We start from the raw sequence: 19,327 nt of genomic DNA, 5'->3' as shown, positions 1-19,327 counted from the left end.
CAGCATTTCTACCACCCGCTTCGTGGATGCGGTAAGCGCCGCACCCCGGTTCCGCGCCTCGGTCCGATTGCCCGTCTTTAGCGACAGCCGGACATCGACCACAGATTCATTGAACAAACGGTGCATGCGCCGCCACCAGAAAATGTGGCCATGCCGAGAGACATGTTGGAGGCAATCCACGCACTGACCTTTCCGGACAGCGCGTTGGCACAACCTGATGCACAATCAGGATGGCGCCTATCGGCTGACCAATTACGTTGGTCAGCGATTTCAATTACTTAGAGCAACATCGGCTGAGAATCCCAATGTGCTTGGCTGGGGCGGCAGGGTTCGAACCTGCGAATGGCGGCATCAAAAGCCGCTGCCTTACCACTTGGCGACGCCCCAACATCCCGGCGAGACCGGGAGCGCGGGCTTTAGGGTGCTCGCGCGTGGTTGAAAAGGGGGAATGGCGCTTTTCCGCAACTTCCCCCGTGGACAGCGTCAGATTACGCGGTCGAGCCAGCCGTGCGTGTCCGGTGCGTGGCCGCGCTGAATGTCGATCAGGGCCTGTCGCAGGCGTCCAGTGGTCTGGCCGGGGCCGCCGCTACCGATCCGGAAGTCGCCGCCTTTCATCTTCATCGTGCCGATCGGCGTTACGACGGCGGCGGTGCCACAGGCGAACGCTTCGAGCAGCCGGCCGCTTTCCGCATCGGCGCGGCACTGGTCGATGGCATAGGGTTCCTCGCGCACGGTAAGCCCCATGTCGCGGGCGAGCGTGAGCAGCGAATCACGCGTGATGCCGGGCAGGATCGTGCCGGTCAGCGGCGGCGTGGCGATGCTGCCGTCGTCGAACACGAAGAAGATGTTCATGCCGCCCAGTTCCTCGATCCAGCGGCGCTCGACCGCGTCGAGGAACAGCACCTGGTCGCAGCCCTGCCGCGTCGCCTCGGCCTGCGCGATCAGACTGGAGGCGTAATTGCCGCCGCACTTTGCGGCACCCGTGCCGCCGGGCGCGGCGCGGGTGTATTCCTGCGATACCCACAGCGTGACCGCAGGCGCATCGCCCTTGAAATAGGCCCCGACCGAGGATGCGATGACGGCGTAGAGATATTCAGTCGACGGTTTGACGCCGAGGAACACCTCGCTCGCGATCATGAACGGGCGCAGGTACAGCGCGCCGCCGTCGATGTCAGGGATCCAGTCGGCCTCCTGCCGCACGATCGCGCGGACCGATTCGACAAACAGTTCGCCGGGCAGCGGCACCATCGCCATGCGCTCCGCCGACTTGCGGAACCGTGCGGCGTTCGCCTCCGGCCGGAACAGCGCGGCACCCCCGTCGGGCAGGCGATAGGCTTTCAGCCCTTCGAAAATCTCCTGCGCGTAATGCAGTACCGCCGATGCGCCATCCATCTGGAACGGCGCGCGCGCGACGATCTTGGCGTCGTGCCAGCCCTTTGCCTCGCTGTAGCGGATCGTTGCCATGTGATCGGTAAAGACGCGCCCGAAGCCGGGATTGGCGAGCAGCGCGGCCCGTTCGTTCACCGCCACCGGCGTCGCCGTCTGCTCCACGGCGAAGACCGAGCCGTGGCGGGCGGCGGGGCCGGAGTCGGTAGCGCGGGACACGTTCAGCATGTGCGACAATCTGTTACAAATTTTGGGGTTGAAGGGGTGTACGGGAGGCGTCAAACGCGGTCAACAATGGCAACAGCAATCGCCTCCGCCTCACCGCTCTTCCTCCGCGAAACCGAAATCCGGCGCGGCATGGAGTTGATGTATTTCGCGCAAAGCACGCTTGCGCGGTCGACCGAGACCCGGTTGGCGGAAATGGGCCTGGGCCGCGCGCACCACCGCGCGATGTATTTCATCGCCCGGCACCCGGATCTGACGGTCAGCGCGCTGCTCGGGCTGCTCGGCATCACCAAGCAATCGCTCGGCCGCGTGCTCAACGAACTGGTCGATCGCGATCTGGTCGAAACCCGGATCGGCGAGCGCGATCGGCGGCAGCGCCTGCTGCGCCTGTCGTCGGCGGGCGTCGAACTGGAAGTTGAGCTGTTCGAAACCGTGCGGCAGCATTGGGCCAACGCTTATGCCCGCGCGGGGCAGAACGCCGTCAGCGGCTTCTGGTCGGTGCTGGAGGGGATGATCGGCGAGGCCGATCTGGCACGGCTGTCGGGTTTGCGGGACTGAGGCTTAGCGCCTGATCCTACCTCCTACCCAGCCGTTCGTCCTGAGTAGCGATTGAGCGTGTCAAAGACGCGTATCGAAGGACAGGGTTAGTGGCCCATCCTTCGATACGCGCTTTCGACTTCGCTCAATCGCTACTCAGGACGAACGGGGCTGGGAACAGAGCCCCCCCTACTTCACTCCCGCGCCGCCGCGGCCATCTCCGCATTGCGGCGGGTGGAGGCGGCAATCGTCTCCGTCAGCAGCGCCGCGAGCGCACCGCCCGCGTCCAGCACATCCAGCCCCTTGCGCGTCGATCCACCAGGGCTGGCGACGCGGTCGGCGAGTTCGCCCGGGCCGACATCGGCCGCAGCCGCCAGCAGCCCAGCCCCCTCGGCCGTCGCGAGCGCGAGGCGCTGCGCCTGATCGGCGGGCAATCCTTGCGCAACGCCGGCAGCGGCCAGCGCATCGATGAAACGATAGAGAAACGCCGGCCCACTGCCGGCAAGCGCCGTCACTGCATCGAACAGCGCCGGGGCGACCCATTCGACCAACCCGAGCGGGGCCATCAGCGCAGCGACCGCATCGCGCACGGCGGGCGATGCGCTGCTGCTGTCGAGCGCGACCACACCTTTGCCAATACCGACCGGCAGATTAGGCATCGCCCGGACGATTGCACCAGCGCCGAACCGGCGCGCGAGCGCGTCCTCCTCAACGCCAGCGAGGATCGAGATCAGCACCGGCACATCGGCCAGGCGATCGGCGAAGCGCGCGGCGATGTCGTCCAGTTGCTGCGGCTTCATCGCCAGAATGACGGCATCGGGCAGCGGACCTGTAGGCAGATCGCGCGCCTGCCGCACGCCGGGCGGCAGCACGCGGTCAGCGCGATTGACGATATCGACCGCATCGCCGCTCAGCGTCCCGCTCGCGATCCACTGGCGCAGCATCGCGCCGCCCATATTGCCGCAGCCGATCATCCAGACGCGCGCAATGCGCATCGGCGCGTCCGTCACGCCTCGCCCTGCGTCTCGGTCATCGCTGCGGCGAGCGCTTCCTTAGGCGTCTTGCCGCCCCACAAAACGAACTGGAACACGGGGTAGAAGCGCTCGCATTCGTCGATCGCGCTTTCGACCAGCAATTCGGCCGCGCCCAGCGACATGGTGCCGCCGTCGCCATCGATCATCGCAGCATGGCGATAGAGCACGATCCCGCTCGACGACCACAGTTCGAAGTGGCCGACCCAGAGTTGCTCGTTGATCAGCCCGATCGCTTCATAGATGGCGACCCGCCGATCGTCGCTGACGCGAATGTCGGGGAAAGCGAGGAACTGGATGACGCTGTCTTCCTCACGCCACAGCGCGCGGAGCTCATATTGCGTCCAGCTTCCCTTGACCTTGGCGACGACCTCATCGTCCTGCCGCTCATGATCCCAGCCATGCGCCGCAAAATAGCTTTCGAGCATGTCGATCGGCGCGGCATCTTCGCGGTCGAAATCGGCTTCGTCGAGCATCACAACGTGCCTCCACGCACCGTATCGCGCCAAATCGTGGCGCGAACACGGCACGCAGGCAAGGACCGGATGCCCGGCCCCGCAGAAAAACCTGTGGACAAGGGCGCGGTCAGCCTGCGCTCTTTGCTTCGAGCGCGTCGAGCCTGGCGCGCAGCGCATCGGCATCGTCCCGCGCCGCCGCTGCCATTGCCTTGACCGCGTCGAATTCTTCACGGCTGACGAAATCGAGCCCGCCGATCCATTCCTTCGCGCGCGCGCGGGCACCAGCCTCAGCCTCGCGACCCACGCCGGCGAGCGTTCCGGCCGCGCCGTTCATGAATTTCACGAGATCGTCGAAAATCTTGTTGTCGGCTTGCATGGCGATAATTCCAGTCGAGTTCAGAGCTTGATGATTTGGGCGTTGGCGGAAGACGGCGCAAGGGTCTCCGCGCCGGGGTTGAGCACCATGATCTGATAGTTGAGGTACCCGGCAAAGAGCAACCAGGCGAGATACGGCACTAGCATCAAAGCCGCGCCCTTGCGGATTCGCGCGAAGAGGAAGGTCATCGCAAGCGTCAGCGCGAACATCGCCACCACGATGCCGAGCGCCACGGTTACCTGGTGCATTCCGAAAAAGACCGGCGACCAGGTAAGGTTGACCGCCAGTTGCACCAGGAACAGCGCGATCGCTGCCCCCGAAAGCGCGACCCGCGCGCGTGCAGGATCACCGCCAGCGACAGGCCAAGCAGGATGTAGATCAGCGTCCAGGCAACGGGGAACAGCCAGTCGGGGGGCGTCACGCTCGGCTTGATGATCGCGGCGTACCATAGATTGTCCGACCCCGACGGCGCGAGGCGCGCCGCGGTGAACCCGCACAGCACAACGAACGGCACAGTCACCACCGCCCAACGCAGGAACGCCCATTGCAATTGCTGCTTCGATGCTACTTCGCGCAAAGCCGATGCCCCTTCCGGTGAATCCGTGCGGCACTATAGAGGCTGCACGCGCGCGATGTTCGGTAAATTTTCATGACGTCGCAGGCGCATTGTCCCGCGTTGCGGCAATCAGGAATTCGATATTACCCTCCGGCCCGGTGATCGGGCTTTCGACCAGCGTATCGACGCGCCAGCCCTGCGCGACGATCCAGTCCGACACTTCGCCGCAGACCCGCGAGTGGATTGCGGGATCGCGCACCACCCCGCCCTTCCCCACTTCGCTGCGCCCGGCCTCGAATTGCGGCTTGATCAATGCGAGCAGGCGGGCGGTCGGCTTGGCGAAGGTAATCGGGCATTCGAGCACCTTGGCGAGCCCGATGAAACTCGCGTCGCACACGATGATATCGACCGGCTCGGGGATGTGCGCTTCGGTCAGGATGCGCGCGCTGGTCTGTTCGAGCACGACGACGCGGTCGTCCTGCCGCAGTTTCCACGCGAGCTGGTTGGTGCCGCTGTCGACCGCGTACACGCGGGCCGCGCCGCGCTGGAGCAAAACGTCGGTGAAACCGCCGGTCGACGAGCCGACGTCGATCGCGACCATGCCGGTCACGTCCCAGCCGGTCTTATCCAGCCCGTGCGCGAGCTTGATCCCGCCGCGCGACACCCAGGGATGATCGCGCCCGCGCACCTCCAGCGCGACATCGTCGGCGATCGCCTGCCCCGGCTTGTCGATCTTGCGCTCACCTGCAAAGACCAACCCCGCCATGATCAGCGCCTGGGCGCGCGTGCGGCTTTCGACGAGACCGCGATCGACGAGCAACTGATCAACACGAATCTTGGCCATGCAGAGCTTCCAACGCGAAGCGGGCACGGAGTGCAAGCCCCGCGAGTCGCAGGAGGCGGAGCGCGCCCGATCCGGTCCGGATCGCGGCCAGACGAAAAGCCCGTCTCGGATCGTCGCACGCCACCATCCGCTCGGCGCAAGGCTATTGCCTATCAATTAAGTAGGAATAGCTTTGCAGTTGGGAGGCGTGGCCGCGCGGCGTCCCCCTAGAGCACGGGCGGCCACGTCTCCTCCACCCCTATTCCGGGGCTTTGGGAGAGAATCGATGGGCAGCTTTTCGAGTTTCGACCCCGTTCAACCGACCATCCTGACCGTGCCGGGCCTGGGCGGATCCGGCCCCTCGCACTGGCAAAGCCTGTGGGAGGAAGCCCGCCCAGACACTGTCCGAGTCGAGCTCGGCATGTGGAATACGCCGCACCGCAATGCCTGGGTGACCAAGCTCGATCAGGCGATCCGATCGGCGCAGGCGCCCGTCGTGCTCGCCGCGCATAGTCTTGGCTGTCTTGCCGTCGCGTGGTGGGCGGAACTGACTCGACAGCCTTATGGCTGGCCGGTGGCAGGTGCCTTGCTGGTCGCACCGGCCGACGTCGATCGCGCCGATGTGCAGGCCGAACTGGCGACCTTCGGGCCGACGCCGGTCACCGCCCTGCCTTTCCCCTCGATCGTGGTGGCGAGTAGCGATGATCCGTGGATCTCGATCGAGCGCGCGCATAGCCTCGCGGTCGGATGGGGCAGTCATTTCGTCGATGCCGGGCCGCATGGGCATTTGAACGCCGCGAGCGGCATCGGCTGGTGGCGCGAGGGGCAGGAACTGCTCGATCGCGTCATCGGCGCCGCGGCCGACCGCACCGGCAAACCCCTGACGCCGGGGGACGCACGCTCGATCCTGGCGATCAACGCCACCGACGCCGCGCAGGCGCATTATCTGCCGGGATAGAGCAAGCTAGAGCCGGATCTTGCGCTCCTGCGCAGGCAGGAGCCTTGGGTCCATGCGCTGCCCTCAATAACCCTGGGCTCCCGCCTGCGCGGGAGCACGTGGCGGCAATTTCAATCCAGGAACAAATAGCCCGGATCGAAATCCGCAAAGCGGCGCAGGCCATCCCAATCGAGGATCTCGACCTCGCCCTGACGGAACGCGACGAGGCCCTGTTCGCGCAATTGCCGCAACATACGGTTCGCGTGAACCGCAGTCAGACCGGTCGCATCGGACAGATCGACCTGCGTCAGGGGCAGCGCGAAGACATGGCCGTCCGCCATGCCAATCCGGCTTAGCCGCACATACATCTCACAAAAGAGATGGGCGAGCCGGACGACGGCGCTCCGCGCGCCCACCGACACGATCCATTCGCGGTTGATCGCGGCGTCAATCAGCGTCGATCGCCACAGCAATTCGGTCAGTGTCGGCGATTGCGCGGTCAGTGCGCGGATCGCCGGATGCGGGAACAGCGCGACCTTCACGTCGGTCAACGCCGCCACCGAATGTTCCAGCCTTTTCAACGGATAGGAATGCAGATCCACGAAGTCGCCGGGCACGTGGATCGCCAGGATCTGTCGACGTCCCTCAGGCGTATCGCGATACCGTTCGACAAAGCCTTCCATCAACAGCGTGCACTGCGTGAGCGGAACCTGTTGCCGTACCATGATCTGCCGGGCGGAGAAGGTCGCCGTGCGGGCCACGGCGGCCTCCAGTGCAGCTGCCTCCTCCGTGCTCAGCATGGGGGTCCGGTGGGTCTTTAAAAACAGGCTGGTATACATCGTCGCTCCGCGTCGGAACATGCGCATCGGCGTTACGTTCTGTCTAGTGGGAGACCGAAAATGGCGAAGTTGCCGTACGATACGCCTATTTTGGCTGCTGCAGAACATGGCGTGGTGGTGCTCGACGGACCAGACGGTCTGGCAACCTCGCTTACCCCGGCTGCGGCGCGCAAATCCGCGCATCGCATCCGCCGCGCGGCCAAGATCGCAGAGCGTGACCCGGAAGCCGAATCGCCCTAACCCGCGAAGGGGGCGTTAACTGCCGCACGCTATGCTGCCGCGATGCCGTTCCGGAAGATTTTCCTCAGCCGCTGGTCGGCATTGCTATGGGCGGCGGGAATCCTGTGGACCGCAGTGGACGTGGCCGGCGTCGCGCCTTCGACCACCACAACCGATACCGCCGTCGCGAACGAAACCGACGCAACCGGCGTCGAGGTCAACGGCGCCGATCTCACGCTGCTCGCTAATGTCATGAAGGGTGACTGACGCCCACGAACAGGAACGCCACCGCCCCGACCAGGCACAGAAACGCGCCAAAATGCCGCCAGCCAAGCGGCTCGCCCAGCACCGCGACCATGAACACGCCGAACACGAGCAGCGTGATCACCTCCTGCGTGACCTTGAGCTGCCCGCCGCTCCACCCCGCCGCGAAGCCGATCCGGTTGGCGGGAACGGCCAGGCAATATTCGAACAAGGCGATGCCCCAGCTGATCAGGATCACCACGAACAGCGGCTTCGACATGCCGCCCTTCAAATGCCAGTACCACGCCGTCGTCATGAAGCAGTTGGACGCGATCAGCAGCAGAATCGTCGGCATTCCAGAAATCCCTTGGCGCGGCCAGCTTACCGCTTCGGCGCAGCGTGCAGCGTGATATCGCGGATGCGCCAGCGGCGCTGCTCCGCAGTCGCGCCGTCCACCTCAGTGCGATGCAAGGTGACGCTGCCGATCTGATAGGCGGGCGCGCCGCCTTGCTTCAAGCGGGCGTACACCTGCACCGGCACGGTGACGTTGCGCTGACCCGCCCCGGCATCGATCGCGCCCGGCGCACCGACATTGGCGTGATATTCGCTGTAGCGCGCAAAATCGGCGGCGAAGGCGGCGGCCGTGCCGGTGCCGCCATCATCGCGTAGAGCATAGGCCTGGCGATATTTGCCCGCCTCGATCAGCGCGTAATAGCTCTGCACGACGTTCGCTGCACCCTGCGCGCTGTCTGGCGTAAAGGGCGCTTCTGAGATCGGCGTGCGATCATCGGGCAAGCCGCCCGGCGTGCCGGGCGCGGGCGGATCGAGCGGGGCGAGCGCATTCTCCGCCCCGTTCGCGTTGCTGATCGGCGCTTCGGGCTCGGGAACCTCGATCATATCGGCATTGGCATTGGCGCTATAGGCGTCGACCGCGCCCTGCGCCTGCACCGCCGCCGCATTGATATCGACGCTGCTATTGTTGCCGGCCGTTTCGGGCCCGCACGCGGCCACGAACAGCAGTGGAGGGATCAGGAAAAGGGTACGCGGCATGATACGCTACTCGCCGAAGGAGGGGTGGGTCGCAGAGGGGGAGTCCTTCAACGTCGCGGCCCCCTGCCCGTTCCCTCCGCCGCTACCGGTGTCAACGCGCGTCGAAGCGCGCGAAGCGCTCGTTGCCCATGAAGCCGAGCCGCGTCACGCCCGCCAGCTTGATCGTCGCGAGCGTCTGATCGAACCGCTCATAGCGCGCTGCAGCATCGGCGGCGACGTGGAGTTCGTAGTTCGGATCGCGCTGCATCGCCGCCAATTTGCCGGGCAGCGCGGCATCGGCAATCGCCACCCCATCCCAGGCGAGGTGCCCATCGGCGGCGAGATCGATGCGGTGAACGATGCGGGGATCGGACGCGGCCGGACGAGCCTGCGGCAGATCGATCGGGACCTTGTGCGTCATGATCGGCACAGCGAGGATCATCATGACGATCAACACCAACAGCACGTCGATTAACGGTGTCATGTTGAGCGACATCAGCGGCTGCTGATCCTGAACATAAGCAGGGGTAAAGCTCCGTCCACGCATCGCCAATCTCCCATTGTGTTATGATACAGCGTATCACACATTCGGGTTGGCGCAAGCGTTCAACAATTCTCGTATTTCCAATTCCGTTTCTTGCCTTCACGCAGCATTGCGATCGCCTCGGCGACGCGTTTGTCACGTGTCTCGTCGCGCTTCGCCTCGGCGATCCACGCGCAATATTCGCGGCGATTGGCGGGGGTGAAGGCCGCGAAGGTCTCCGCCGCCGCTGCATCCTGCGTCAGCGCGTGGACCAGGGCTGGCGGCACCTCCAACTCGGGCTTGGGTTCGCGCGTAGACCTTTTCGGTTTCTCCCCCGCTTCGATCATCGCCATGCCTTCGCGGATCTTGTCGGCGATCACGGAGTCGTCAGGCAAATCCGCCAGTGTCCGAATGCGGCCGAACTGACCGGCGCCGTTGCCTTCTTGCCCCGTCCGTAGCGCGTCGCGATCCCAGAACCCGAACGCCGCATGGCTCTTGAACGCCGCCATATTCGCAAGCGGACGGCCTTTGTAGTCGAAAAACGGAATTCGCCAGCGGATCGACTCCTCTACCGCCGGGCAATGCCTGTGCATCAAAGCACGCAAATGGTTCAGGATATCGCGCGCGAAATCGCCGCTCTCGGCAATGTAGCGATCGATGCGCTGATCGGTCGGCATGGCGTTGCTCTCCCGGACGGGAAAGCTATCAGCGCGCGGCGGCCTTGGTCAACCGGGCCGCCGAACCGCTGCAGTGCTTACGGCCGCAGGGCCGCGTCGTCGCGATCAGTCAGTTCGTCATCCTCAACACTGTCGTCGTCGAGTTCGTCCTGAACCTCGTCTTCGTCCTGATCGCCCTCATCGACATCCTTTTCGGTGTCGAGGTCATCGTCTTCTTCGCCGAGGTCGTCATCTTCCATGTCGAGCTCGTCTTCGTCGTCATCGTCATTTTCGGATGCGATGTCGGGCGCAAGGTCGGTCAGCAGCGTGCCGTCGCTCGGCCCGTCGCGCGTCACCTCCAGGATTTCCGCGCGCTGGCTCTCGTCATAGCCTTCTTCGTCGAAACCGTCGTCGCCGGTGCCTACGCCCGGAATTTGATGTCCACCGATGCTCATCACCTGTCTCCCGGCCGCCGGGTTTCTTGCGCTGGGCGGCTTGGTTATCGAACCGCGGGCGCCGGTTTCGGTTCCAGCGCAACCCCTTGATCGCGATCAACTCGGGCGGAACAGCCGCCCACGCTCTACAATCGCCGCGATCGTCAGACCAGCCACGCCCGCGACCAGGAACCCGGCGTGCATCGGGCCGGTGGTGCCATCAAAGCTCCGCCCGATCGCCCAGCCGATCACCGCGCCGAAAGTGATGCCGAAAAAGCCCTGCACGCTCGACGCGGTTCCGGCGATCGACCCCATATTCTCCATCGCCATCGCCGACATGTTCGACGTGGCAAGGCCGAAACAGGCCATCGTGATCGCCTGCACCACGACGAACACGAGCAGCGGCTCATCCCCCAGCCGCCCGACGATCAGCCCGGTGCCGGAGGACAGGATCATCACCACCAAGGCGATCTGCGAAATCCGCCGCATCCCGACGCGCATCACGATCCGTGAATTGAGCAGGTTCGCGGCCGCCATCGTCCCCGCCGACGCCGCGAACACCCCACCCAGCCAGGCGGGCTGGCGAAACACTTGCGCCATGATCGGCTGGATCGAGGACAGATAGCCGAAGATCGCGCCCTGGCAGATCATCGCGGCGATCGTGTAGCCGAGCGAATAGCGATCCGCCGCGGTCTCTCGCCACCCCGCCAGCGTCGCGCGGATCGACAGCGGCAGGCGATTTTCGGGTTTCAGCGTCTCGGGCATTCGTGCCGCGAACCAGATCAGGCACAACACCCCGCCGCCCGCAATCACCTCAAAGATCAACCGCCACGATCCGACGAGCAGAATCCCCTGCCCGATGCTTGGCGCGACGATCGGCACCGCCATGAACACCATGAAGGCAAGGCTGGTGACTTGCGCCATCGCGCGGCCCGAGAAGCAATCGCGGATCAATGCGATCGTCACGACCCGGCTCGACGCGATGGCAAGTCCGCTGGCGAAGCGGGCAACCAGCAGCAGCGTGAAGCTGCCCGCAAGCCCCGCCAAAAGATTGCCGATGATATAGCCGACCAGCCCCCAGATCAGCACCGGCCGCCGCCCGAAACGGTCGGTCAGCGGGCCGTGGATCAATTGCCCCATGCCAAGCCCGATCACGAACGCCGTCAGGATCAGCGGCCCTTGACGGATCGCATCGACGCCCAAACGTCGCGCGATATCGGGCAGAGCCGGCAGCATCGTATCGATACCCAGCGCGCCGAGCGACATCAGCGCGGCGATCAGCGGCACGAATTCGACCAGCCGGATCGGCGGCGAATCCTGCATCGAGAGATGATCGGGGGCAGACATGCCGCGCCAATGCCCCACCCCGCCGCCAAGGTCACCCCGCAAAACGTGCAGGTGCAATGCCGCGTTCGACACCTGTCACGGAACGGTCTCGTTCGCGGACCATTCTGTGATCTCCATCAGGAGAGGAGTTCACGATGAGCGTATTCGGCATGATCAAGGATGCCATTTGGGGCAAGCAGCCCGGGGCTGCCGCCGCCGCACCCGCGCCACAGGCTGCAGCGCCTGCCGCCGCCGCACCCGCGCCCGCGCCGGTCGCGGCACCGGCCCCGGCAGCGCCGAAAGCCCCGACCGACGTCAACGCGATCCTGACGCAGAAGGCCGCCGAAAAGGGTCAGCCGCTCAACTGGCAGACCTCGATCGTCGATCTGATGAAGCTGCTCGATCTCGACCCGAGCCGCGAGAACCGCACGGAACTCGCGAAGGAACTCGGCTATGACGGCGATACCGAGGACAGCGCTACCATGAACGTATGGCTGCACAAGCATGTGATGGCGAACCTCGCTTCGTAACGGCTTGACGAGGGCAGCGGCGAGCCTTTAGTGTATTATGCAATTGATACACGAAAGGCTCGCCATGCTTCGCACTGCGCTTTGTGCCCTGGCCCTCATCTCGCTCGCCGCGTGCGACGATGGCAAGGAAGGGTCTTCCTTCACGCTCAACAGCACGGATTCCACCGGGAACGCCGCTGGCGCCAGCATCGACGGCAAGGGCGAAGCGACGATCGATACGCCCTTTTTCAAGGGCAAGGTGACGCTGCCCAAGCTCAAGCTCGACGCCGACAATTTCGACATGAACGGCGTGCATCTTTATCCCGGATCGAAGATCAGCGGGATGAACGTCGATGTTCAAAACAAGGACGGCGACAAGGATGACGGTCGCGTCCGCATAGCCTTCACCAGCCCTGCCGCCCCGGCGACGGTCCGCGCCTGGTTCAAGGATAAGTTGACCGCGGCGGGCTTCACGCTGAGCGACAAGGGCAATGGTTTGACCGGCACGACCGACGAGGACAAGCCTTTCACGCTGGAACTCACGCCCGACGGCGCAGACAAATCGAGCGGTGTCATCACGGTCGAGTGATCGGGGTGGGCGAGACCGAGATTTGGCGGTATTACGGTCCTTTTCCAGTGTAACGGACGTACCATCATGCTCGATACCGCAACCGCCCCCACCAACGCCGCCGAGGTGCCCCCGCTTTCGCTCAACGACGAAGCCGCCGATCCCGCCGCTTTTGCGGCAGCGCTCGGCGGATCATTCGAGCGCTTCGGCTTCGCGGTCGTGTCCGATCACGGTGTGCCCGCCGATCTGATCGCGCGCGCATGGGCGATGACCGAGGCATTCTTCGCGCTGCCCGAGGACATCAAGCGTGCTTATTTCGCCCCCGGCGGCGGTGGCGCGCGCGGCTACACACCGTTCAAGACGGAGATCGCCAAGGGCGCCACGCATGTCGATCTGAAGGAATTCTGGCACGTCGGGCGCGAACTGGCGAAGGGCCATCGCTTCGAAGCGCAAATGGCACCTAACGTCTGGCCCGATCAGCCTGAGGGTTTTCGCGAGACCTTCGTCGAACTGTTCGCGGCGTTCGACAAAGCGGGCGACCGGCTGCTGTCGGCAATCGCGCGGCATCTTGGCCTCGCGCCCGATTGGTTCGACCACGCCGTGCGCGACGGCAATTCGGTGCTGCGGCTGCTGCATTATCCCCCGATCCCGGCCGATGCGCCGGGCGTTCGCGCGGGCGCGCATGAGGATATCAATCTCATCACGCTGCTCCTGGGGGCAGAGGAAGCGGGCCTTGAACTGCTAGACAAGAACGGCGAATGGCTAGCGATCAAGCCGCCCGAGGGCGCGATGGTCGTCAATGTCGGCGATATGCTGCAACGTCTGACCAACCATGTTCTCCCGTCGACCACGCACCGCGTCGTCAACCCGCCGCCGGAGCGCCGTGGACATTCGCGCTATTCGATGCCGTTCTTCCTCCACCCCGCACCCGATTTCCTGATCGAGACGCTGCCCTCCACGATCACGGCGGAGCGTCCAAATCGCTATCCGACGCCGATCACCGCGCATGATTATCTGCATGAGCGGCTGGTCGAGATCGGATTGGTGAAGGCGTGAGATTCGTCACCCCGGCCTTGTGCCGGGGTCCACTCCTCCGCTAGCGGGGCGCTCGTTGATCGGTGGACCCCGGCACACGGCCGGGGTGACGGAAGGAAGCGAATGACCAAACCGCTACGCATCGCGCTCGCAGGCCTCGGCACCGTGGGGGGCGGCGTGATCCGCCTGCTCGACACCAATGGCGCGTTGATCGCGCGGCGTGCGGGTCGGCCGATCGAGATCGTCGCGGTTTCGGCGCGCGACCGGTCGAAGGACCGCGGTGTCGATATGTCGCGGTTTGAATGGGTCGATGACACGACCGCGCTGGCGAATGTCGATGCCGATGTGGTGGTCGAGCTAGTTGGCGGGTCCGACGGCCCTGCCCTCGCACTCGCCCGCGCGACGCTGGCGGCGGGCAGGAGTTTCGTCACGGCCAACAAGGCGATGCTCGCGCATCACGGGCTGGAGCTCGCGCGCGCCGCCGAGGCCGCCAGTGTGGCGCTGAAGTTCGAGGCGGCGGTCGCGGGCGGCGTTCCCGTCATCAAGGGCCTGCGCGAAGGTGCGGCGGCGAACGAGATCGAGCGCGTTTACGGCATCCTCAACGGCACGTGCAATTTCATCCTCTCGAAGATGGAGGCCGAGGGCCGCGATTTCGCCGATGTGCTGGCCGAGGCGCAGGCGCTGGGCTTTGCCGAGGCCGATCCCACCTTCGACATCGACGGGATCGACGCGGCGCACAAATTGTCGCTGCTGGCGAGCCTCGCCTTCGGGACTCAGCCCGCCTTTGCCGATGTCGCAGCGAGCGGCATTCGCCACGTGCTTGCAGCCGACATTTCCGAGGCGGCGTCGCTGGGATACCGCGTGCGGCTGCTGGGCCTGTCCGAAGCGGGCCCGGCCGGACTGTTCCAGCGCGTCCACCCGCACCTCGTGCCGGTCGATCATCCGCTGGCGCATGTCACCGGCGCGACCAATGCGGTTGTGGCGGAAGGGAATTTCGTCGGGCGGCTGCTGTTTCAGGGGCCGGGCGCAGGCGATGGACCGACCGCCTCGGCTGTCGTCGCCGATCTGATCGACATTGCGCGCGGCGAATTCGGCCCGGCCTTCGCAATGCCCGCCGATGCGCTGATCGAACAGGCGCCTGCCGACACTGGCGACCGGCGCGGGCGCGCTTATGTGCGCTTCACCGTCGCCGACCGCGTTGGGGTGCTGGCCGAGATCGCTGCGGCGATGCGCGACGCGGGGGTGTCGATCGAAAGCCTGATGCAGCGCGGCGCCCATGCCGACGGATCGGTGCTTGTCGCGATCGTCACGCACGAAGGACCTGAACGTAGCGTTGCGCAGGCGCTGGAACGGCTGCGCGGATCGCAGAGCCTGGTCGGGCAGCCGCTCTGGATGCATATTCTGGGGTAGCATGGTGCGCTGGGCTCGTTCGCCCTGAGCCTGTGGAAGGGCAGCGTGCCACACGTCCAAAATAGCTTGTTGCGCGTTGGGCTTCGACAGCCTCAGCCCGAACGGATTTTTGAAGACCCTCAAATCAGGGCAGGATCTTCCCCGTCGGCGGCGGCGCGTCTAGCGCGATCGGGACGCGTTTCGATTTGTCCGGTTTCTTCTTGAACGCCTTGCCGACACCCTTTGCCGCATCGCCGATCAACATGCCGAGGTCGCTCGCCTCGCCCGGTCGTTCGCAGCATGAATTTGGGGCGACCACTTTCTGGATCAGCCGCACGACTTGCGTACCACCGCCGAAGAAATCGATCCCGGTCTGACATCCGCCACTGACGCTGGCGCATGGAGTCGCCTCCGCCGCAAGCGCGCCGGTTCCGGTCATGTAAGGATTGGAGGGCACCGGCCCCTTCGGCACGACTTCATTGGGATAGGGCAGTGCCTGCGACGGCAGCGGCTTCCCGCAAACGACAATGTCCTCCGGGCCGTTAAGCGCCTTGCCGTCCTTGCCGCGTCGCACGCATGGTTCGGTACCGACCGGCTGAAGGATCGAGAAGCGCGTGGGGGCAGGCTCCAGGATCGGGGTCGGCTCCGGCGCGGGAGCCGAGGGGACGGAGGCGGCTTGCGCGGCGAGGAGCAGCAGGATCATCGCTGCGCAGATTGCGCTGTAATCGTGGCGAATTTCAGGCGATCCGGGCGACGCCCAACCGAGGAATTTCGATCGCCGGGCAGCGGTCCATCACTACCTTCAAGCCTGCTGCCTCGGCCCGTGCAGCGGCGTCTTCGTTGATCACGCCGAGTTGCAACCAAACCGCCTTTGCCCCCGCCGCAATCGCTTCATCGACTGCATCACCCGCGGCGGCCGAGTTGCGGAAAATGTCGACCAGGTCGATCGGATCACCGATCTGGCCCAAATCGCGAAACACGAATTCGCCGTGAAGATGCTCGCCGGTGATTTGCGGGTTGATCGGGATCACGCGGTAGCCATGCTCCTGCAGCGTTTGCATCACGCGGTACGAAGGTCGATCGGGCCGGTCCGATGCGCCGATCAGCGCGATCGTGCGCACGTCCTCAAGCAACGTCTTGATCTCGGCATCGGTGGTGAGCGGCATCAGGGTTTTCCTTACGTTGAGGCGGCGATCCACGCGGCAACCTTGTCCGCCACGCCTTGAAACGCCGCGCCTTCGGGCCCGTTCCCGGCGGCGGGCGGCGTGCCTGCGTCCGAGGCCAGCCGCACCCGAATATCGAGCGGGATGCGTCCGAGGAAGGGCAGGCCGAGTTCAGCGGCAGCCGCCTCCGCCCCACCAGTGCCGAACGGATCGGAAATCTCGCCGCACGACGGGCAGGCATAGCCCGCCATATTCTCGATCAGGCCGATGATCGGCACGCCCGCCTTGACGAACAGATCGATCGCGCGGCGCGCATCGATCAACGCGAGATCCTGTGGCGTCGAGACAATCACCGCGCCGGTCGGGCGATATTTCTGCACCATCGTAAGCTGAACGTCGCCCGTACCCGGCGGCAAATCGAGCACCAGCGTGTCCGCCGCGCCCCAATTCGCGTCCATCATCTGCGTCAGCGCACCCGCCGCCATCGGCCCGCGCCAGGCGATCGCCTGATCGGCGGCGACGAGCATCCCCATCGACAGCATCGGCACGCCGTACGGCGTCTGCACGGGATTGAGCACTTTTTCATGTGCCGTCGGCTTGGCGTCGGCGACACCCATCAGGCGCGGCTGCGACGGGCCATAGATGTCGGCATCGACGAGCCCGACGCGCCGCCCGCCGCGCGCCAGTGCAATCGCCAGATTCGCGGACACGGTGGATTTCCCGACCCCGCCCTTCCCGCTCGCCACCGCCAGCACGACACGGCTGGTGCGCTGGCTGGTCAGCGCGACACGCACGGTTGCTACGCCTGGCACGGCGCCCGCGGCCGCGCGCACCTGCGCCTCCAGCGCGTCGCGCGCGGCTTCGTCGAGGCCACTGACATCGACCACGATACTGGCGCGGTCTCCCTCAATTCGGCCGGTCGCGCGGGTCCCGGCGACGGCGTTGAGAGCGGTTTCGAGCGAATTCGGCATATTCATGGTGCGCAGATAGGCGCAGCGGACACGCTTGCCACTGTTTTTCGCGAAACGGCCTCCCTATAGTGGGTCCATGACGATCCTTTCGGGCTGGTTCCCGCGCCTCACCATCCACTCCGCAGACAGCAATGGCCCGTGGGGCAGCAGTGGGGGTGGCGATGACGACAAATCCGGCGGACCGCGCAACCCCTGGGCGCAACCGCCCTCGGGCAAGCCGCGCAATTCGGGCGCAGGCCCCAGCGCGCTCGACGAGTTCCTGAAGCGCGCGCGCAGCAGCGGTGGTGGCGGCGGCGGTTTCGGGAGTGGCGGACGCCCGCGCATCCCGGGTGCTCCGGGTGCCGGCCAATTGTGGGCGATCGGCGTCGGTCTGGTGGCGGTCGCCTGGATCGGCCTGACCAGCATTCATTCGATCGGGCCGCAACAGCGCGGACTGGTGACTACGCTTGGCCGCTATTCGGGCACGCTGGAACCCGGCATCCGTTTCACGCTGCCCGCGCCGTTCGTCGATGTGACGGAGGTCGATGTGGCGGCGATCAACACCGACACCTTCCCGGATGAAAGCGGTAACGATTCCCCGACCGACAAGCTGATGCTGACCAGCGACCAGAATATCATCGATCTGGATTATTCGGTCCGCTGGCAGATTGCCAATCCGCAGGACTTCGCCTTCCAGATCGACGACCCGCGCGCGACCCTGCGCGCCACCGCGCAGAGTGCGATGCGTGCGGCAGTCGCGACCGCGACGCTCGACGACGCGATCGGCTCGGGCCGCAACGAGATCGAGGACAAGGTTCGGCAGTCGATGCAGGAAATCCTCGATCGCTATAATGCCGGCATCCGCATCCAGGGCGTCGCGATCAAGGGTGCGCAAGCACCCGTTCAAGTCGCCGATGCGTTCAAGGAAGTCTCCGCCGCGCAGCAAAAGGCGCAGGGCGACATCAGCAAGGCGCGCGGTTATGCGCAGCAGGTGCTGGCCAAGGCGCAGGGTGAAGCCGCCGCGTTCGACGTGATCTATGCGCAGTACAAGCTCGCGCCGGAAGTAACGCGCCGCCGCATGTATTACGACACGATGGAGCAGGTGCTGTCCAAATCGGACAAGACGATCATCGAAGCCCCCGGCGTGATGCCGTATCTGCCGCTTCCCCGCGTGACGCGCAGCGGGCCTGAAACGGTACTCCCTGCCCCGGTCGTTCAGAATCAGGGAGCAGCCCAGTGAACCGCTCTATTCTCCGCAATCCGATCGCAATCGGGATTGGCGCGCTGCTGCTGCTCATCCTGGCGGCGAGCACCTTCGCCATAGTGCCCGAAACGCGGCAGGCCGTCGTCCTGCGGCTGCAGACACCGGTGCGCACGATCAACGAGTATCGCCCGAACGAGGTGTTCGGCAGCAGCACCGGCGCGGGCCTTACGTGGCGCATCCCGTTCCTGGATCGCCTGATCTGGGTCGACAAGCGGATTCTCGACGTCGAACTGAACGATCAGCAAGTGCTCTCGACCGAGCAGAACCGGCTGGAAGTCGACGCTTACGCGCGCTTCCGCATCGTCGATCCGTTGAAGGCGGTGATCTCGACCGGCAGCACCTCGACCACCGAGCAGCGCGTGAAGGACCAGCTCCAGCCGCTGTTCAGCTCGGCGCTGCGCAACGAACTCAGCAAGCGCCCGTTTGCGGCGCTGCTCAGCCCGGAACGCACGCAGGTGATGGGTAACATCCGCACCGGCCTGCAACGCCTCGCGTCGCAATATGGCGTGCAGATCGTCGATGTGCGGATCAAACATGCCGATCTGCCGAGCGGCACGCCCTTCGACAGCGCTTTGGTGCGGATGCGCACGGCCCGTCAGCAGCAGGCGCTGACGATTCAGGCACAGGGGCAACAGACGGCGCAGATCATCAGTGCGCAGGCCGATGCAAAGGCCGCGCAAATCTACGCCGATGCGTTCAACAAGGACCCCGATTTCTATGATTTCTACCGGGCGATGCAGTCCTATCGCTTCACCTTCGCCCAGGAGGGCAAGGGTCAGACGAGCTTGGTGCTGTCCCCCGACAATGCGTATTTGAAGGAATTCCAGGGGCGGCGCTGACCCGTGGCCCCA

Annotated in this window: 25 protein-coding genes, 1 tRNA gene and 1 pseudogene; 10 read left to right on the top strand and 17 right to left on the bottom strand. The window is 65.2% G+C overall.

Features of this window, described 5'->3' with window-relative positions; genetic code table 11:
- Positions 1-312 precede the first annotated feature (312 nt).
- Positions 313-387 (bottom strand) — tRNA-Gln (locus AB5I39_RS14670).
- Positions 388-483: 96 nt separating this feature from the next.
- Positions 484-1,551, bottom strand: coding sequence for a branched-chain amino acid aminotransferase (locus AB5I39_RS14665; RefSeq protein ID WP_404374175.1), 1,068 nt, complete (start codon positions 1,549-1,551; stop codon positions 484-486).
- Positions 1,552-1,680: 129 nt separating this feature from the next.
- Between AB5I39_RS14665 and AB5I39_RS14660 the strand changes: the two genes are divergently transcribed.
- Positions 1,681-2,169: a MarR family transcriptional regulator gene (locus AB5I39_RS14660; protein WP_404368386.1), complete on the top strand. Its 489-nt coding sequence runs from the start codon at positions 1,681-1,683 to the stop codon at positions 2,167-2,169.
- 173 nt (positions 2,170-2,342) lie between these two features.
- On the opposite strand, the gene proC is transcribed toward AB5I39_RS14660, so the two are convergent.
- The 5 genes and pseudogenes from proC to AB5I39_RS14635 form a co-directional block, all read right to left on the bottom strand.
- Positions 2,343-3,143 (bottom strand): pyrroline-5-carboxylate reductase, encoded by an 801-nt coding sequence (proC, locus tag AB5I39_RS14655; protein WP_404374173.1) that lies wholly within the window; start codon positions 3,141-3,143, stop codon positions 2,343-2,345.
- Positions 3,144-3,154: 11 nt separating this feature from the next.
- Positions 3,155-3,655, bottom strand: a complete 501-nt coding sequence (locus tag AB5I39_RS14650) for a YbjN domain-containing protein (protein ID WP_404368383.1) — start codon at positions 3,653-3,655, stop codon at positions 3,155-3,157.
- Positions 3,656-3,764: 109 nt separating this feature from the next.
- The gene (locus AB5I39_RS14645) at positions 3,765-4,013 is read right to left on the bottom strand and encodes an accessory factor UbiK family protein (RefSeq protein WP_404368381.1); all 249 of its coding nucleotides are present in this window, start codon (positions 4,011-4,013) and stop codon (positions 3,765-3,767) included.
- 20 nt (positions 4,014-4,033) lie between these two features.
- Positions 4,034-4,590 (bottom strand): annotated as a pseudogene (locus AB5I39_RS14640) (TspO/MBR family protein).
- Between the two features lie 70 nt (positions 4,591-4,660).
- Entirely contained in the window at positions 4,661-5,413 is a 753-nt protein-coding gene (locus AB5I39_RS14635) for a TlyA family RNA methyltransferase (protein WP_404368378.1), read from the bottom strand.
- A 265-nt stretch (positions 5,414-5,678) separates the two neighbouring features.
- Between AB5I39_RS14635 and AB5I39_RS14630 the strand changes: the two genes are divergently transcribed.
- The gene (locus AB5I39_RS14630; protein WP_404368375.1) at positions 5,679-6,350 is read left to right on the top strand and encodes an RBBP9/YdeN family alpha/beta hydrolase; all 672 of its coding nucleotides are present in this window, start codon (positions 5,679-5,681) and stop codon (positions 6,348-6,350) included.
- 110 nt (positions 6,351-6,460) lie between these two features.
- On the opposite strand, the gene AB5I39_RS14625 is transcribed toward AB5I39_RS14630, so the two are convergent.
- Positions 6,461-7,168 (bottom strand): Crp/Fnr family transcriptional regulator, encoded by a 708-nt coding sequence (locus AB5I39_RS14625; protein WP_404368373.1) that lies wholly within the window; start codon positions 7,166-7,168, stop codon positions 6,461-6,463.
- Between the two features lie 60 nt (positions 7,169-7,228).
- Here AB5I39_RS14625 and AB5I39_RS14620 point away from each other — a divergent pair, with 60 nt between their 5' ends.
- Positions 7,229-7,408: a hypothetical protein gene (locus AB5I39_RS14620; RefSeq protein WP_404368370.1), complete on the top strand. Its 180-nt coding sequence runs from the start codon at positions 7,229-7,231 to the stop codon at positions 7,406-7,408.
- Between the two features lie 42 nt (positions 7,409-7,450).
- Positions 7,451-7,654, top strand: a complete 204-nt coding sequence (locus AB5I39_RS14615) for a hypothetical protein (RefSeq protein WP_404368368.1) — start codon at positions 7,451-7,453, stop codon at positions 7,652-7,654.
- Here AB5I39_RS14615 and AB5I39_RS14610 read toward each other — a convergent pair.
- The 6 genes from AB5I39_RS14610 to AB5I39_RS14585 form a co-directional block, all read right to left on the bottom strand.
- On the bottom strand, positions 7,638-7,985 hold the full coding sequence (locus AB5I39_RS14610; protein WP_404368365.1) for a DMT family protein: 348 nt from the start codon (positions 7,983-7,985) through the stop codon (positions 7,638-7,640). The two genes, AB5I39_RS14615 and AB5I39_RS14610, sit on opposite strands and share 17 nt — an antisense overlap.
- Before the next feature lie 26 nt (positions 7,986-8,011).
- On the bottom strand, positions 8,012-8,680 hold the full coding sequence (locus AB5I39_RS14605) for a hypothetical protein (RefSeq protein WP_404368362.1): 669 nt from the start codon (positions 8,678-8,680) through the stop codon (positions 8,012-8,014).
- 91 nt (positions 8,681-8,771) lie between these two features.
- Positions 8,772-9,206: an ExbD/TolR family protein gene (locus tag AB5I39_RS14600; RefSeq protein WP_404368359.1), complete on the bottom strand. Its 435-nt coding sequence runs from the start codon at positions 9,204-9,206 to the stop codon at positions 8,772-8,774.
- A gap of 59 nt (positions 9,207-9,265) precedes the next feature.
- On the bottom strand, positions 9,266-9,859 hold the full coding sequence (locus tag AB5I39_RS14595; RefSeq protein ID WP_404368356.1) for a YdeI family protein: 594 nt from the start codon (positions 9,857-9,859) through the stop codon (positions 9,266-9,268).
- Positions 9,860-9,936: 77 nt separating this feature from the next.
- Complete coding sequence (locus AB5I39_RS14590; protein WP_404368353.1) at positions 9,937-10,293, bottom strand: DNA primase; 357 nt, start codon at positions 10,291-10,293, stop codon at positions 9,937-9,939.
- 96 nt (positions 10,294-10,389) lie between these two features.
- Positions 10,390-11,619 (bottom strand): multidrug effflux MFS transporter, encoded by a 1,230-nt coding sequence (locus tag AB5I39_RS14585; RefSeq protein ID WP_404368350.1) that lies wholly within the window; start codon positions 11,617-11,619, stop codon positions 10,390-10,392.
- 134 nt (positions 11,620-11,753) lie between these two features.
- On the opposite strand from AB5I39_RS14585, the gene AB5I39_RS14580 reads away from it, so the two are divergent.
- The 4 genes from AB5I39_RS14580 (at position 11,754) to AB5I39_RS14565 (ending at position 15,120) form a co-directional block, all read left to right on the top strand.
- Positions 11,754-12,128, top strand: coding sequence for a DUF3597 domain-containing protein (locus tag AB5I39_RS14580; RefSeq protein ID WP_404368347.1), 375 nt, complete (start codon positions 11,754-11,756; stop codon positions 12,126-12,128).
- A gap of 64 nt (positions 12,129-12,192) precedes the next feature.
- Positions 12,193-12,696 carry a hypothetical protein gene (locus tag AB5I39_RS14575; RefSeq protein ID WP_404368344.1) on the top strand — a complete coding sequence of 168 codons (504 nt, stop codon included), beginning with the start codon at positions 12,193-12,195 and terminating at the stop codon, positions 12,694-12,696.
- A 66-nt stretch (positions 12,697-12,762) separates the two neighbouring features.
- The gene (locus tag AB5I39_RS14570; protein ID WP_404368341.1) at positions 12,763-13,731 is read left to right on the top strand and encodes an isopenicillin N synthase family dioxygenase; all 969 of its coding nucleotides are present in this window, start codon (positions 12,763-12,765) and stop codon (positions 13,729-13,731) included.
- A gap of 102 nt (positions 13,732-13,833) precedes the next feature.
- Entirely contained in the window at positions 13,834-15,120 is a 1,287-nt protein-coding gene (locus tag AB5I39_RS14565) for a homoserine dehydrogenase (protein WP_404368338.1), read from the top strand.
- 124 nt (positions 15,121-15,244) lie between these two features.
- Here the strand turns inward: AB5I39_RS14565 and AB5I39_RS14560 are convergent, their stop codons facing one another.
- Genes AB5I39_RS14560 through AB5I39_RS14550 form a run of 3 tightly spaced genes read right to left on the bottom strand, consistent with a single transcriptional unit; the run spans position 15,245 to position 17,239 of the window.
- Entirely contained in the window at positions 15,245-15,802 is a 558-nt protein-coding gene (locus tag AB5I39_RS14560) for a hypothetical protein (protein WP_404368335.1), read from the bottom strand.
- A 34-nt stretch (positions 15,803-15,836) separates the two neighbouring features.
- Entirely contained in the window at positions 15,837-16,265 is a 429-nt protein-coding gene (locus AB5I39_RS14555) for a CoA-binding protein (protein ID WP_404368332.1), read from the bottom strand.
- An 11-nt stretch (positions 16,266-16,276) separates the two neighbouring features.
- Positions 16,277-17,239 carry an Mrp/NBP35 family ATP-binding protein gene (locus AB5I39_RS14550; RefSeq protein WP_404368329.1) on the bottom strand — a complete coding sequence of 321 codons (963 nt, stop codon included), beginning with the start codon at positions 17,237-17,239 and terminating at the stop codon, positions 16,277-16,279.
- A gap of 70 nt (positions 17,240-17,309) precedes the next feature.
- On the opposite strand from AB5I39_RS14550, the gene hflK reads away from it, so the two are divergent.
- Complete coding sequence (gene hflK / locus AB5I39_RS14545; protein ID WP_404368327.1) at positions 17,310-18,452, top strand: protease modulator HflK; 1,143 nt, start codon at positions 17,310-17,312, stop codon at positions 18,450-18,452.
- Entirely contained in the window at positions 18,449-19,315 is an 867-nt protein-coding gene (hflC, locus tag AB5I39_RS14540; RefSeq protein ID WP_404368324.1) for a protease modulator HflC, read from the top strand. The genes hflK and hflC overlap by 4 nt, the downstream gene beginning before the upstream one ends.
- Positions 19,316-19,327 lie beyond the last annotated feature (12 nt).

Source organism: Sphingomonas sp. MMS24-J45, from assembly GCF_044881195.1.
Classification (GTDB): domain Bacteria; phylum Pseudomonadota; class Alphaproteobacteria; order Sphingomonadales; family Sphingomonadaceae; genus Sphingomonas.
The sequence above is the reverse complement of the archived record's forward strand: the minus strand, read 5'-3'. Positions and strand labels throughout refer to the sequence as shown.